The sequence below is a fragment of the Streptomyces sp. NPDC127177 genome, assembly GCF_042672475.1.
Lineage (GTDB): Bacteria > Actinomycetota > Actinomycetes > Streptomycetales > Streptomycetaceae > Streptomyces.
Genome location: NZ_JBHXUW010000027.1, coordinates 57,138 through 70,958, shown reverse-complemented (window position 1 = coordinate 70,958; position 13,821 = coordinate 57,138). Strand labels below are relative to the sequence as shown.

At 70.4% G+C, this 13,821-nt stretch carries 12 protein-coding genes; 6 read left to right on the top strand and 6 right to left on the bottom strand.

Annotated features, from left to right (window positions below; all coding sequences use genetic code 11):
- Positions 1–37 precede the first annotated feature (37 nt).
- Positions 38–1,135, bottom strand: a complete 1,098-nt coding sequence (locus ACFVJX_RS18525) for an LLM class flavin-dependent oxidoreductase (RefSeq protein ID WP_384127646.1) — start codon at positions 1,133–1,135, stop codon at positions 38–40.
- A gap of 72 nt (positions 1,136–1,207) precedes the next feature.
- Complete coding sequence (locus ACFVJX_RS18520) at positions 1,208–2,032, bottom strand: decarboxylase (protein ID WP_384127645.1); 825 nt, start codon at positions 2,030–2,032, stop codon at positions 1,208–1,210.
- A 228-nt stretch (positions 2,033–2,260) separates the two neighbouring features.
- Between ACFVJX_RS18520 and ACFVJX_RS18515 the strand changes: the two genes are divergently transcribed.
- The 6 genes from ACFVJX_RS18515 to ACFVJX_RS18490 all read left to right on the top strand — a co-directional run bounded on the left by ACFVJX_RS18515 (position 2,261) and on the right by ACFVJX_RS18490 (position 7,541).
- Positions 2,261–3,220: a D-2-hydroxyacid dehydrogenase gene (locus ACFVJX_RS18515; RefSeq protein WP_384127643.1), complete on the top strand. Its 960-nt coding sequence runs from the start codon at positions 2,261–2,263 to the stop codon at positions 3,218–3,220.
- Positions 3,221–3,477: 257 nt separating this feature from the next.
- Positions 3,478–4,380 (top strand): ectoine/hydroxyectoine ABC transporter substrate-binding protein EhuB, encoded by a 903-nt coding sequence (gene ehuB, locus ACFVJX_RS18510; protein WP_384127641.1) that lies wholly within the window; start codon positions 3,478–3,480, stop codon positions 4,378–4,380.
- A 19-nt stretch (positions 4,381–4,399) separates the two neighbouring features.
- The gene (ehuC, locus tag ACFVJX_RS18505; RefSeq protein ID WP_384127639.1) at positions 4,400–5,134 is read left to right on the top strand and encodes an ectoine/hydroxyectoine ABC transporter permease subunit EhuC; all 735 of its coding nucleotides are present in this window, start codon (positions 4,400–4,402) and stop codon (positions 5,132–5,134) included.
- On the top strand, positions 5,131–5,775 hold the full coding sequence (gene ehuD, locus ACFVJX_RS18500) for an ectoine/hydroxyectoine ABC transporter permease subunit EhuD (protein WP_384127637.1): 645 nt from the start codon (positions 5,131–5,133) through the stop codon (positions 5,773–5,775). Before ehuC ends, ehuD begins: the two co-directional genes overlap by 4 nt.
- The gene (gene ehuA / locus ACFVJX_RS18495) at positions 5,765–6,616 is read left to right on the top strand and encodes an ectoine/hydroxyectoine ABC transporter ATP-binding protein EhuA (protein WP_384127636.1); all 852 of its coding nucleotides are present in this window, start codon (positions 5,765–5,767) and stop codon (positions 6,614–6,616) included. The genes ehuD and ehuA overlap by 11 nt, the downstream gene beginning before the upstream one ends.
- 166 nt (positions 6,617–6,782) lie before the next feature.
- Positions 6,783–7,541, top strand: a complete 759-nt coding sequence (locus tag ACFVJX_RS18490) for an IclR family transcriptional regulator (RefSeq protein WP_384127635.1) — start codon at positions 6,783–6,785, stop codon at positions 7,539–7,541.
- A gap of 112 nt (positions 7,542–7,653) precedes the next feature.
- Here ACFVJX_RS18490 and ACFVJX_RS18485 read toward each other — a convergent pair whose 3' ends face one another.
- The 4 genes from ACFVJX_RS18485 to ACFVJX_RS18470 all read right to left on the bottom strand — a co-directional run bounded on the left by ACFVJX_RS18485 (position 7,654) and on the right by ACFVJX_RS18470 (position 13,819).
- Positions 7,654–9,270 carry an alpha-amylase family glycosyl hydrolase gene (locus ACFVJX_RS18485; protein ID WP_384127633.1) on the bottom strand — a complete coding sequence of 539 codons (1,617 nt, stop codon included), beginning with the start codon at positions 9,268–9,270 and terminating at the stop codon, positions 7,654–7,656.
- A 75-nt stretch (positions 9,271–9,345) separates the two neighbouring features.
- Positions 9,346–11,895, bottom strand: a complete 2,550-nt coding sequence (locus ACFVJX_RS18480) for a CBM35 domain-containing protein (RefSeq protein ID WP_384127631.1) — start codon at positions 11,893–11,895, stop codon at positions 9,346–9,348.
- A gap of 32 nt (positions 11,896–11,927) precedes the next feature.
- Entirely contained in the window at positions 11,928–12,815 is an 888-nt protein-coding gene (locus ACFVJX_RS18475; protein ID WP_384127629.1) for a carbohydrate ABC transporter permease, read from the bottom strand.
- An 11-nt stretch (positions 12,816–12,826) separates the two neighbouring features.
- Positions 12,827–13,819 (bottom strand): carbohydrate ABC transporter permease, encoded by a 993-nt coding sequence (locus ACFVJX_RS18470; protein WP_384127700.1) that lies wholly within the window; start codon positions 13,817–13,819, stop codon positions 12,827–12,829.
- Between the last annotated feature and the right edge of the window lie 2 nt (positions 13,820–13,821).

The window sequence follows — 13,821 nt, the reverse complement described above, 5'->3', positions numbered from 1 at the left end:
GGGGCCGCCGCCGCGGACGGTCAGCCCGGCGTCCGGGTCAGGCCCCCGGCAGACCGTAGGCGTCCGCGATGAGTCCGTAGCTGCGGAGGCGGGCCTCACCGCCGTGTGCGTTGGCGGTGATCATCAGTTCGTCGGCGCCGGTGCGCTTGGCCAGGTCGTCCAGGCCGGTGCGGACCTCGTCCGGGGTGCCGTGGACGATGTTGACGAGCCAGCTGTCGACGAACTCGCGCTCCAACGGGGTGAAGGCGTACGCCTCCGCCTCCTCGGGCGTCGGGACCAGGCCGGGGCGGCCGGAGCGCAGGCGGAGCATCGACAGGGCGCCGGTCAGTACCTGGCGGCGCGCCTCGCGTTCGTCCTCGGCGGCGAGGGCGGCGACGCCGATCAGGGCGTACGGGGCGTCGAGCACCGCGGACGGCTTGAAGGACTCGCGGTACAGCTCGAGGGCCGGAATGGTGTTCTGGGCCGAGAAGTGGTGCGCGAAGGCGAAGGGCAGCCCGAGCATGCCGGCCAGCCTGGCGCTGAAGCCGGAGGAGCCGAGCAGCCACAGGGGCGGGCGGCCCGGGGACTGGACGCCACCCTCGGAGGTGGCCTGGACGGGGCCGGGGACCGCGTGGATGCGGGCGTAGGGATGACCGTCGGGGAAGTCGTCGTCCAGGAAGCGGGTCAGCTCGGCGAGCTGCTGCGGGAAATCGTCGGCCCCCTCGTTGAGCCGGTCGGTGCGCCGCAGGGCGGCCGCGGTCGCACCGTCCGTGCCGGGGGCGCGGCCGAGGCCGAGGTCGACGCGGCCGGGGGCCATGGCCTCCAGCGTGCCGAACTGTTCGGCGATGACGAGCGGGGCGTGGTTGGGCAGCATGACTCCGCCGGAGCCGAGCCGGATGCGTTCGGTGTGCGCGGCGGTGTGGGCCAGGATCACGGCCGGTGAGGAGGAGGCGACGCCGGGCATGGAGTGGTGCTCGGCGACCCAGTAGCGGTGGAAGCCGCGCCGCTCGGCGAGCCGCGCGATCTCGACCCCGGTCCGCAGGGCCTGGCTCGCGGTGCGGCCCTGGCCCACGGTCACCAGATCGAGCACGGACAGCGGAACGGGTGCCGTTCCCTCCGCCTTGCCACGGATCTCGTCGCCTCGAATCTCGTCCACGTCCTGACCTCTCCGGTGGTGCTCGTATATCCCTCGTACGTCCGGAGAGAACCAACAGGAGGTGGACTCCGTTTATTCCCGGGAGCCTCCTCCGCCATGCGTGTTGCCGCCGTGGGCGTACTTGCGGCCACTGCCCCAGACGCTCCGTCCCGATGACGGCGCGGCGGGCGCGGGCGGGGATTCGCGGGCGGCGAAGAGCTCGCCGAGCCGTGACGCCCAGGCGGGGCGGTCGGCCAGGCGCAGGGCCTCCCGGACGCTCACCTGGTTCGCGGTGAGGACCGGCTTGCCGAGCAGCTCCTCGAGCTCCGCCAGATGGCCGACGGTGTGCAGGGCGGTGTCGGGCAGCAGGACGACGTCCGCGTCCGGGTGGTCGGCCGCGGCTGCCAGCTCCGCGACCTGTTCCGGGCTCCACGCGGCGGCCTCGGCGGCCGTGGTGACCCCGGCCGCGCGGGTGGCGGCCACCTCGACGCCCTCGGCCTCCAGGAACGCGGTGAAGCCCGCGGCGATGTCCTCGGGGTAGGTGGCGGCGACGGCGACCCGGGCGGCGCCCAGCTTCCGTACCGCGTGGACGAAACCGACCGAGGTGCTGGAGACGGGCACGCCCAGCGCGCGGGCCACGGCGGCGGCCTGGGCGTGCGCGCCCTGCGGTCCGTACAGGAAACTGCCGCCGTCGCAGGCCCAGACGACCGACTCGACCCCGGACCGCTGCAGTTCCTCGGCGCCGGCCGCCAGCCGACCGGGGGCGCCCAGCTCCCGCAGGGCGTCCTCGCGGTAGGCGTCGTCGGGGCATTCGGTGTGGTTCACGACGAGTCTGATGGTGCTGTCGAGCAGGATCTCCATCCGCGGGTAGTCGTCCTCCGCGAAATGGCCCGGGTAGAGGAATCCGACGGTCGTCATGTCCACCCTTCCTGTGCGCCGGCTGCTGATTCGGCCGACTGTCCGGCTGTCCGGCTGTCCGGCTGTCCGGCTGTCCGGCTGTCCGGCTGTCTTCCGAAACTCCCCCGCCTCTGTCCAAGTATTCCCCCATCCGCCCCGGTCATCGCTCCGACCTGTTGACGGGCGCGGGAGCGGCTGCGAGCGTGGGGCCAGAGCCCATATCGGCCGACGCGGGAGGAACGGTCCCCCATGCCGGAGCCCGTCCTGCTCGTCCTGGACGCCGATCCGCCGCCCCGGCTCGGCCGGCTGGCCGGACAGGTCCGGGTCCGTCATACCGACGGGGCCGGCCTCGCCGCGCGGCTCCCGTCGGCCGACGTCCTGCTCGTCTGGGACTTCACGTCCGACGCGGTGCGGGAGGCCTGGCCGGGTGCCGGGCCGCGCCCCGCCTGGGTGCATACGGCGAGCGCGGGCGTGGACCGGCTGCTCTGTCCGGAGCTGGTGGAGTGCGACACGGTGGTGACGAACGCCCGGGGCGTCTTCGAGCAGCCGATCGCCGAGTACGTGGCCGGGCTGGTGCTGGCGTTCGCGAAGGACCTCCCCGGCACGCTGGATCTCCAGAGCCGACGGCGGTGGAACCACCGCGAGAGCATCCCCGTCGCGGGCTCGCGGGCCGTGGTCGTCGGCGCGGGGCCGATCGGGCGGGCGATCACCCGGCTGCTGATGTCGCTGGGTGTCGAGGTGGCCCTGGTGGGGCGGACGGCCCGGCGCACCATCCACGGCGCGCAGGATCTGGACCGGCTGGCGGCGGGGGCCGACTGGGTGATCTGCGCGGCGCCGCTGACCCCCCGGACGCACGGGATGTTCGACGCCCGGTTCTTCGGACTGATGCAGCCGTCGGCCCGGTTCATCAATGTGGGGCGCGGCCCGATGGTCGTCGAGGACGATCTCGTCGACGCGCTGCGCAAGCGGTGGATCGCGGGTGCGGCGCTCGATGTGTTCGAGCGGGAGCCGCTCGGCCCGCAGAGCCCGCTCTGGGACGCGCCCGGTCTGATCGTGTCGCCGCACATGAGCGGTGACACGGTGGGCTGGCGCGACCGGCTGGCCGAGCAGTTCGTCGCGATGTACGAACGGTGGGCGTCCGGGCAGCCGTTGCCGAACGTGGTGGACAAGCGCCTCGGCCACGTCCCCGGGGCGGACACGGCCGGGTGAAACCAACCCGGTCCGCCCGATGCCGACTTCACCACACCATTACGGACATTTACCGATAACGCTCCGTCATGCGGTGTAGTACGCAAGGCGATACGCAGCGCACGCGGGCCGTTGCACTCCGCCCACCGTCGGACACGGGAAGGTCACCCTCCGGCCACCGTTCGATTACATGCGACTTCGTCCTGCATAGACGCACAGGAGCGGGCAGGCGTTCACCCTGTCCGGACTGTTCGACCCCTTTCAGGAGACTGCGAACCATGGCTGACTTCCCTAACCTGTCCCGCCGGGGCTTTCTCAACCGATCGGCAGCCGTGGGCGGTCTGCTCGTCGTTCCCGGCCTGCTCACCGCTTGCAGCAAGACCGGCGCCGACTCCGCGGACGGCGAGGGTGCTCTCGAGAAGCTCCGTAAGCAGGGCTTCGTCCGGGTCGCGTACGCGGATGAGGCCCCGTACGGCTACATGGAGGGCAAGCAGCTCAAGGGCGAGGCGCCCACCCTGCACCGGGAGATCTTCAAGGCGCTGGGTGTCGACGAACTGCGGCCCACCCTCTCCGAGTGGGACGGGCTGATCCCGGGCCTGCAGGCCAAGAAGTACGACGTGGTCAGCGCCGGTATGGCGATCACCCCCGAGCGCTGCGCCAACGCCCTCTTCTCGGAGCCCGAGTTCATCTCGCCGACCGCGATGATGGTGAAGAAGGGCAACCCGAAGAAGATCACCGACCTGGCGTCCGCGAAGGCGGCCGGGATCACCATCGGTGTGATGGCGGGTGCGGTCGAGGGCTCGTACGCCGAGGGCGCCGGCATCTCCAAGGACAAGATCAAGACGCTGCAGAAGCCGCAGGACGGCGCGGACGCGGTCAAGGGCGGCCGGGTCGACGCGTTCCTGCTGACCGGCATCTCGCTGCGCTGGCTCGCCAAGACCAACTCGGGCACCGAGGTCACCGAGGCCTTCCTGCCGGAGCTCAAGGGGCAGAAGCAGTACAGCCCCGGCGGCGCCGTCTTCCGCAAGGGCAACGAGGACCTGCGGGACGCCTTCAACCGCGAGCTGAAGAAGATCGTCTCCGACAAGTCGCGCTATGTGAGCCTGCTCCAGGACTACGGCTTCGGGGCCACCGAGCTCCCGCCGGCCACCCTGAAGACGGCCGATCTGTGCAAGGGCTGACAGGGACGGAACCCACCGCATGAGTGATTTCTTCTCCGCCTTCATGGACGACCTCCCACAGTTGCGCTCGGGCCTGTGGGTGACGCTGGAGGCCACGATCCTGGGCGCGCTGCTGGCCCTGGTGCTGGCGTTCGTCCTCGGCCTGATGTCGATCAGCAGGAAGCTGCTGGCGCGCGGCGTCTCGCGCGTCGTCGTGGAGTTCTTCCGCGGCACCTCGCTGTACGTCCAGCTGTTCTGGTTCTACTACGCGATGCCACCGCTGACGGGGTACGAGCTGTCGCCGCTGCTCTGCGGCGTCATCGCCTTCGGACTCAACTACGGTGCGTACGGCGCCGAGGTGGTGCGCGGGGCGATCAACTCCGTGCCGCGTGCCCAGTACGAGGCCGCGGTCGCGCTGAACATGACGCCGCTGCACCGGATGCGCAAGGTGATCATGCCGCAGGCGTGGGTGCAGATGCTCCCCTCGCTCACCAACCTCCTGATCCAGCTGCTGAAGTGCACGCCACTGCTGTGGCTCATCTCGGCGGCCGATCTGATGACCGCGGTCGAGAAGCTGCGCAGCCGCACGGGTGAGACCCTCGTCGCGTATCTGACCCTGCTGGTCTGCTACTTCGTGATCGCGTACGCCCTGACCCTGCTGATGAACCTGCTGGAGCGGTCCGCCAAACGGCGCCTCGGCCTGGAGACCGGCGGGGGCAGCCTGCTGAAGTCCCGTAGCGCCGTGACCGCCGCCGCCGCTGGAGGTGCCCGGTGAACGAGGGATTCAAGTGGGACGCCGTCGGCGAGGCCCTGCCCCTGCTCCTGCAGGGGTTCAGGATCACCTTGCTGGCCACCGTGCTGGGCATCGCGGTCGCCGCGGTGCTCGGGCTGGTGATCGCGATCGCCGGACGGGCCCCGAGCCGGTTCGTGACCGTGCCGGTGAAGGTGGTGATGGAGTTCATCCGCTCCACTCCACTGCTGATCCAACTCGTCGGCGCTGCCGCGGTGTTCAGCTCGGTGGAGCCGCTGTACGTCGGCATCGTGGTGCTGGGCATCCACTACGCGACGTACACCTCCGAGGTGTACCGCGCCGGCATCGACAGCGTGCCGAAGGGCCAGTGGGAGGCCTGCCGGGCGCTGTCCATGTCGCCCCGGCGGACCTGGCAGGCAGTCATCCTGCCGCAGGCGGTGCGCAACGTACTGCCCGCCCTGGGCAACTACGCGATCCTGATGTTCAAGGAGACCCCGTTCCTCGCCGTGATCACGGTGCAGGAGATGGTCTTCAAAGCCCGTGAGTACGGTGCCGACCACTTCGTGTACACCGAGGTGTTCACGCTCGCCGGCCTGATCTTCCTGGTCGCGAGCTACCCGACCTCACTGCTGATGAGAAAGCTGGAGAAGCGCCTTGGCCACTGAACCCCACCCCCTGGACAAGACCGCGGCCACGGCGCCCCAGGACGTCGTGCCGGTCCCCGCCTCCAACGACAACGGGCACCCGCTGGTCCGCTTCGACAAGGTCGTCAAGCAGTACGGCGACCATGTCGTCCTGGACCAGCTCGACTTCTCGGTGGAGCGCGGCGAGCACGTCACACTCATCGGGCCCAGCGGCTCCGGCAAGACCACGATCCTGCGGCTGCTGATGACGCTGGAGAAGGTCAGCGACGGTGTGATCCGCATCAACGGCGACCCGCTGACGCACATGCAGGCGGCGGACGGCTCGCTGAAGCCGGCGTCCGAGAAGCATCTGCGCGAGGCCCGGAAGAAGATCGGGATGGTCTTCCAGCAGTTCAACCTCTTCCCGAACATGAAGGTGCTCCAGAACATCACCGAGGCGCCGGTCAACGTCCTGGGCATGGACCGTGAGAAGGCGGAGACCCGGGCCAAGGAGCTCCTCGACCTGGTCGGCCTCTCCGCGAAGATCGACGCGCACCCCTCCCAGCTCTCCGGCGGCCAGCAGCAGCGGGTCGCGATCGCGCGGGCGCTGGCGATGGAGCCGGAGATCCTGCTCCTGGACGAGGTGACGTCGGCGCTCGACCCGGAACTGGTGGCGGGCGTACTGGAGCTGCTGAGCGACATCGCCCGCAACACCGACATCACCATGCTCTGCGTGACCCACGAGATGAACTTCGCCCGCGACGTCTCGGAGAAGGTGCTGATGTTCGACGCCGGGCGGGTCGTGGAGTCGGGTTCGCCGGAGAAAATCTTCACGGACCCCGAGCACGAACGTACGCGCGAATTCCTCAACGCGGTGCTGTGACCTCGGAATCCCCCGCCCGCTCATGACACTGGCATATGCCAGACGGGTGCGCCCCAGCCAGCAGCGTCGGGGCGCACCACCGAGTCGTCAACACCCGCCCCTGAACAGGCCTTTGGCGGCTATCGTGAGGGCACAGCTTGCGGTCACAACCTGGTAGGGGGAAACCGTGGCGTTGAAGCCCGAACCGACCGCGCCGTTCCACTCGGTGCAGTACGCACTCCGTGTTCTGGAGACGGTCTCCAAGCACGGCAACGGTGTGACGGACACCCAGATCGCCCGGGAGACGGGACTGCCCGTGGGGCACCTCGCCTCCCTCCTGCTGATGCTGCGCCGCGAGGGATACGTCGAGCAGATCACCGACGGGGCGTATGTGATCGGCGCCTCGTTGCTGCTGCTCGGCTCCGGGGCCGCACGCAGACAGGCCGTCGAGGCGCGGCTCCAGCAGGCATTGGTGCAGCTGCGGGACTCGGTCGGTGCGGCGATCTACATCAGCCGGTACGTGGACGGCGAGATCCGGGTCACCCAGTACGCCGACGGCCCCGCTACACCCGCGGTCAACGAGTGGGTGGACTTCCGGTCCGCGGCGCACGCGTCGGCGATCGGCAAGTGCCTGCTGACCCAGCTGGACCAGAACGGGCGCCGCGACCACATCTCCCGGCACAAACCGGCCCGGCTGACGTCGCGGACCATCACGAGCGAGAAGGTCCTCTTCTCCAAGCTGGACAGCCAGCCGGCGACGGTTCCGGTGCTCGATCTCCAGGAGTACGCGGTCGGTACGGTGTGCGCTGCGGTGCCGTTGACCGCGGGGGCTTCGGCGGGGTGCCTGGCGCTTTCGCTGCCGGTCGAGGACGCGTATCGCTTGCGCGAGGCGGCGGACACGTTGAACCGGCGGGCGGCTCCGGTACTCCTGTCCCTGGCCCTGTAGCACCCGGGCGCCCCCGGCCGGTCCGCGTCCTCGAACGCCGGACGGGCCGGGTTCTGCCGGTGCGGGCAGAATCAAGCCGGTCCGGCGCTCGATGGCACCTCTCCCGTGCTCCCTACAGCTCCAGCCACACCGCCGTGTCGCACGGCAGCAGCGACGGGTCGTCCAGCCCCGTGCTGGACAGGAGCACCCGCGCCCCCACCGGCAGCCGCACCGGATCCGCACCCAGGTTCACCACGCAGCGGAAGGAATCCGCACGGTCGAAGCAGACCGTGTCCGGACCCGCGTCCACCCAGGTCAGGGATTCCGGGAGAGCCGTGAGGCGGTCACCGCGCAGGGAGAGTGCGGTGCGGTACAGGGTGAGGAAGGAGTCCGGGTCGTCCCGCTGGGCCGACACGCTCAGCGGTGACCAGTGCGCCGGCTGCGGCAGCCACGGCGAGGCCGCACCCGCCGGGGAGAAGCCGAGCGAGGGCGCGTCCGCCTCCCACGGCAGCGGGATGCGGCAGCCGTCGCGGCCCCGGTCCGTGCCGTCGGAGCGGACGAACGTGGGGTCCTGGATGAGCGCGTCGGGCAGGTCCTGGACCTCCGGCAGACCGAGTTCGTCGCCCTGGTAGACGTACACCCCGCCCGGCAGGGCCAGCGTCAGCAGCGCCGCCGCCCGCGCCCGCCGCCGGCCGAGCACCGGGTCGCTCGGGTCGAGCAGCCGCTTGTCCCCCATGTCGAAGGACGTGTCCGCGCGCCCGTACCGCGTGACGTGCCGGATCGTGTCGTGGTTGGACAGCACCCACGTCGGCGGCGCCCCCACCGGCGCGTGCCCGGCGAACGTGGCGTCGACGACCCCGCGCAGCGCCGCCGCGTCCCACGCACAGCACAGGAAGTCGAAGTTGAAGGCTGAGTGCAGCTCGTCGGCGCGCAGATAGCGGGCGGTCTGCTCGGCGGACGGCAGCCAGACCTCGCCGACGAACACCCGCTCCCCGTCGTACGAGTCGAGGATCTTGCGCCAGGACCGGTAGATGTCGTGGACGGCGTCGCAGTCCTGGTAGGGGAGGTCGGTGACGTCGGGGTCCGGGCCCACGTCGGGCAGTCCGGGCTTCTTGGCCAGCCCGTGGGCGACGTCGATCCGGAAGCCGTCGACCCCCCGGTCCAGCCAGAACCGCAGGATGTCCTCGAACTCGGCCCGCACCTCGGGGTGTTCCCAGTTCAGGTCGGGCTGTTCGGGCGCGAACATGTGCAGGTACCAGGGCCCGGCGCTGCCGTCCGCCTCGGTGACCCGCGTCCACGCGCTGCCGCCGAAGTACGACGTCCAGTCGTTGGGCGGGAGTTCACCGTCCGCGCCCCGGCCGGGGACGAACCAGAAGCGTTCGCGCTCCGGCGATCCGGGGCCGGCGGCGAGCGCGGCGCGGAACCACGCGTGCTGGTCGGAGCAGTGGTTGGGCACGAGGTCGACGAGTACCCGAAGCCCGTGTCCGTGCGCCTCGGTGATCAGCCGCTCGGCCTCGGCGAGGGTGCCGAAGAGCGGGTCGATGTCGCGGTAGTCGGCGACGTCGTAGCCGCCGTCGGCCATCGGCGAGGCGTACCACGGGTTGAACCACAGGGCGTTTACGCCGAGTTCACGCAGATACGGCAGCCGGCTGCGGACTCCGGCGAGGTCGCCGGTGCCGTCCCCGTTGCCGTCCGCGAAGCTGCGTACGTAGATCTGGTAGATCGCGGCGTGCCGCCACCAGTGGGTCACTGAGACTCCTTGCTCGGTAAAGGGGTGGTGCGGGGCGGGCGCCGTCAGGGGCGGCCCGCCCCGCACCGGACGGGGCTACCAGCCGGTGTTGCCGGTGCCTCGGGTGATCGCGAAGCCGCCCGCGAGCGAGAGCCCGCCGTCGGTGGCGCCGCTGACGGTGACGCCGGAGAAGGCCCCGGCTCCCGCGGAGTCGATCTCGATGCCGTACGAGCCGGCCTTGTCGATCTTCAGACCGTCGACGGTCAGGGCGGCGACGTTCTTCTCCCAGCTGATGAGCAGACCGCTGTAGGTGCTGTCGAGGACGTCGTTGTCCTTCAGCTCGACCGGCGCTGTGATGTCGGAGGAGTCGGCGTAGATCCACAGCGCGCCGAGCTTGCTGTCCCAGTTGGGTTCGTAACCGCCGGTCCGGGTCAGGGTGTTGCGCTGGACCGAGGTGGTGCCGCTGAACGGCACGGGGGCGAACCTGCTGCTGATGGCGATGCCGGAGGCGCCGGTGACCGTGTCGGCGAGGAGGTTGTCCTCGACCTGGTTGGCGTGGCCGCCGTAGATGCCGACGGTGTTGGCGAGCAGCGGGAGCTGCACGGTGTTGAAGCGGAACGCGCAGTCCGTGACGGCCTCGTTCTCGGAGAACATCGCGAGTCCGTCGTCGCCGGTGTTGCGGATGCTGGACTGCGAGACCTCGCTGCCCGCGGTCCCCTTGTGGAGGTTGACGCCGTCCGCGAAGGTGTCGCGGATGCGGAGTCCGGTGGCGAGGAGGCCGGTGGTGGGGGCGTCGATCCAGAGGCCGACCTTGGTGTGCTCGATCCAGATGTTCTGCAGGGTCGAGCCGTTGCCGAAGTCGCCCTCGATCGCGGCGTCGAAGTTGGCGTCGTCCCGGTAGGAGACGTCACCGGCGATCATCAGGTCCTGGACGTTGCTGGTGCCGCCGCGGCCGAAGAGGCCGCCCTTGCCGTTCTTGCCGCGCAGCACGGTGTGCCACTGGCCGGTGCCGCGCAGATCGGCCCCGGCGAGGTCGATGTGTCCGGAGATGTCGTACGTACCGGAGGGCAGCCAGAGCCCCTTGCCCTGCGAGGTGGCGGTGGAGAGCGCGGTGTTGAGGGCGGAGGTGTCGTCCGTCCCGTCGTCCGGGGTGACGCCGAGCGTGGTGGCGGAGACGAATCCGTCCGGCATGGTGAGCGCGGCCGGGGCCGTCTCGGTCTCCACGAGGTCCAGGGTGTAGGAGGCGGCGGTGTCGTCCGCGTCCTTCTGGAACCTCAGCACGGTGCCGGCCGGGAGCTCACCGGGGAGCAGGGTGCGGGTCTCGTCGAAGAAGTGGTGGCCGGAGCCCTGGGAGGGGTCGTTGTTGTAGGGGTAGGCGCCGTAGACCCAGCTGTACTTGGAGCTGAGGTCGAGGTTCTTCAGCTCGGTGCCGTCGGCGTACACGCTCAGCGAGGCATTGGTGCCGGTGCCTTCCGCGTTGTCCGGCAGGGAGTAGCGCAGGGTCAGCGCGTTGGCGGGCTTCGTCAGGGTGAACTGCACGTAGTCGCCGGTGGCGTCGAGGACGACGGCCTTGCGGCCGGACGCCTCGGACGGGACGGTGAGGTAGGTGCGGTCGGGGCCGGTGGTGGTGGCGTTGGTGTCGCCGTCCTCGGCCTCGTAGGCGGTGTACGGGAGCGAGGCGCCCCGGGCCGCGGCGGGGGTGGAGCCGGTGACGCCGATGCCGTCGAGCTGGTAGTCGCCGTTGTCACCGGACGCGGTGCGCAGGGTGACGCTGTTGAGCGCGGCGCGCAGCGGCACGTCGGTGTCGGCGGTGGCCCAGGCGCCGCCGGTGCCGGGCAGGGTGAGACGGCGGACGGTGGTGCCGTTGGCGAGGAGCGTGACGGTGGCGTCGCCGGTCCCGGCGGTGCGGTAGCGGACGGCCAGGGGGTAGGTGGCTGCCTCGGGTGCGCGGACGGAGAAGACCGCGCGGGCTCCCGCCGCGGTGAGGCCGGAGAGGTAGGCGCTGCCCTCGTAGCCGGTGGCGGTGGTGGCCTTCGCGGCGCCGCCGGAGACGAAGGCGTCCTCGGCCTGGTGGGTCAGGGTGGTGGGGCCCGGGTCCGTGGGGGTGCTGGGGGTGGCCGGGGTGGCGCTGTCGACGTTGACGTTGCCGCTGTCCGCCGCGGTGAACGTCAGGGCGACGGTGTTGGCGCCCGCCCGGTAGGTGACCGCCTCCTCCTGGGTGGCCCAGGTGTCCCAGTCCGCGGTGGCGGCCAGACTCACCTGGCGGACCTTGTCGCCGTTGACGTACAGGCTGAGGGTCATCGTGGCCGTGGTGCCGTTGGCGTACCGGATGGCTATGGATCCGGCGCCGGCCGCTTCGGAGCCGACGGTGAACGCGACGGAGGCGGAACCCTTGTTGGCGTCGGTGAAGCCGCCGACGAAGCCGCCGCCGGTGTAGCCGGGGTGCTCGGTGGAGACGGCGGCTCCGCCGGACAGCTGTGCGGACTCCGCTTCGAGCGCGGTGCCTGCGGCGTACGCGGCCGACGTCGCCGTCGCCCCGTACAGCAGGACTCCGAGCATCGACAGGAGCAGCGGCAGTACGGTCCGCAGGCTGTGGAGGCGGGGGTGGGGGTGGGTGTGGGAGCGCTTTCTTGGTGCAGGAGACACGACTGTGTGTCCTTCCTGTGGGGGGGGTGAGGTCAGCCCTTGAGGCTGCCCGCGGTGAGGCCCGCGATGATGTGGCGCTGGAAGATCAGGAAGAGAACGAGCAGGGGTGCGGCGGCCATGGCCATGCCGGCCAGCAGCTGGTTGGCGGGCATGAACTCCGACAGCCGGTTGAGGGCCACGGTGATCGGCTGCCGTGCCTCGTCGGGGAGGACGAGCATCGGCCAGAGGAAGTCCTTCCACACGGCGACGACCGCGAAGATCGAGACGACGGCGAGGACCGGGCGTGACAGGGGCAGGACGACGGAGAGCAGGATCCTGAGCGTGCCGGCGCCGTCGATCCGCGCCGAGTCGAGGAGTTCGGCGGGAATCTGGTCGAAGAACCGCTTCAGGATGAAGATGTTGAAGGCGTTGGCGGCGGCGGGCAGCCAGACCGCGAACGGGGTGTTGAGCAGGTTGACGTGGAAGAGCGGTACGTCGACGACGGTCAGGTACATCGGGACGAGCAGCGCCGACACCGGCAGCATCAGCGAGGCCAGCATCATGCCGAGGACCACGTTGCCCAGCAGTGGCCGCAGCTTGGACAGCGCGTACGCGGCGGAGACGTCGACGAGCAGCTGGGTGAGCCAGGCGCCGAGGGCGAGGACCAGGGTGTTGAGGAAGTAGTGCCCGAGCCCGACGTTGGTCCAGGCGTCGGCGTAGCTCTCGGGGTGCCAGCTCTGCGGGAGCAGCGTGGGCGTGGAGTCGGCGAGTTCGGCGGACGACTTCATCGCGCCGGTCGCCATCCAGTACAGCGGAAAGACGAAGGTGAGCGTGAAGCCGATCAGGGTCAGGACCAGCACGAAGCGGTAGAGGAACCTGCCGGTGCGGCGGTTCATCTCGGCGGGTGCGATCAGGGTGCGTACGGGGGTTTCGGCCTGCATGACGGTTCCTCTCAGCCCTTGGTCCGGGTCAGGCGCAGGTAGACGCCCGCGAAGAGTCCGAGCACCACGAACAGCAGCGTGCTCATGGCGCTGGCCAGGCCGAAGTCGTTGTAGACGAAGGCGTAGCGGTAGAGCAGCAGGAGCACGGTGACGGTGGCGTCGTCGGGGCCGCCGCCGGTGAGCACGAAGGGCTCGACGAAGACCTGCATCGTCCCGATGACCTGGAGCAGCAGCGTGATCATCAGGATGAAGCGCATCTGCGGGATGGTGACGTGCCACAGCCGCTGCCGGATGGACGCCCCGTCCAGCTCCGCCGCCTCGTACAGCTCGCCGGGGATGCCGCCGAGCGCCGCCAGGTAGATGAGGGTGGTGGTGCCCATGTTGGCCCAGGTGGAGACGAGGACCAGGGAGACCATGGCGAGGTTCTCCGACTCCAGCCACTGCTGGCCGGGGAGGTGGAGGACCTCCAGGACGTTGTTGAAGAGGCCGGGGCCCGGGTCGTAGAACCAGCGCCACAGCAGCATGGTGACGATGGACGGCAGCATGACCGGCAGGTACACGGTCATCCGAAGGTACGAGCGGCCGTGCCGGAGCTCGTTCAGGACGACGGCGGTGGCGAACGGGGCCGCGAAGCCGAAGACCAGGGCGAGCAGGGTGAAGTAGCCGGTGTTCTTCCAGGCGGTGAGGAAGACGGGGTCGTCGAACAGCCGCTGGAAGTTGTCCAGTCCGACCCACTGGGCGGGCTGGGCGAAGGTGACCTGCTGGAAGCCGAGCAGGACGCCGCGGACGATGGGGTACCAGGAGAACAGGGCGAAGCAGAGCACACCGGCGGCGAGGAAGAGGTACGCGACGAGGTTCTCGCGGATCCTGCGCCCCAGCCGGGAGCCGCCGGGACCGGCAGCGCCGGCGGTACGGGCCGGGGCCGGGGGCCCGGCGGGTGCCGGGTCCCGCTGTTCCCGGCCGGTGCTCTTCGCCACGGCGGAGGAGAGCGGCGACACGGTCATGG

Coding starts and splice junctions, on each gene's coding strand:
- ACFVJX_RS18520 (WP_384127645.1), bottom strand. CDS start 2,032: ATGACGACCGTCGGATTCCTCTACCCGGGCCATTTCGCGGAGGACGAC.
- ACFVJX_RS18515 (WP_384127643.1), top strand. CDS start 2,261: ATGCCGGAGCCCGTCCTGCTCGTCCTGGACGCCGATCCGCCGCCCCGG.
- ehuB (WP_384127641.1), top strand. CDS start 3,478: ATGGCTGACTTCCCTAACCTGTCCCGCCGGGGCTTTCTCAACCGATCG.
- ehuC (WP_384127639.1), top strand. CDS start 4,400: ATGAGTGATTTCTTCTCCGCCTTCATGGACGACCTCCCACAGTTGCGC.
- ACFVJX_RS18475 (WP_384127629.1), bottom strand. CDS start 12,815: ATGCAGGCCGAAACCCCCGTACGCACCCTGATCGCACCCGCCGAGATG.
- ACFVJX_RS18470 (WP_384127700.1), bottom strand. CDS start 13,819: ATGACCGTGTCGCCGCTCTCCTCCGCCGTGGCGAAGAGCACCGGCCGG.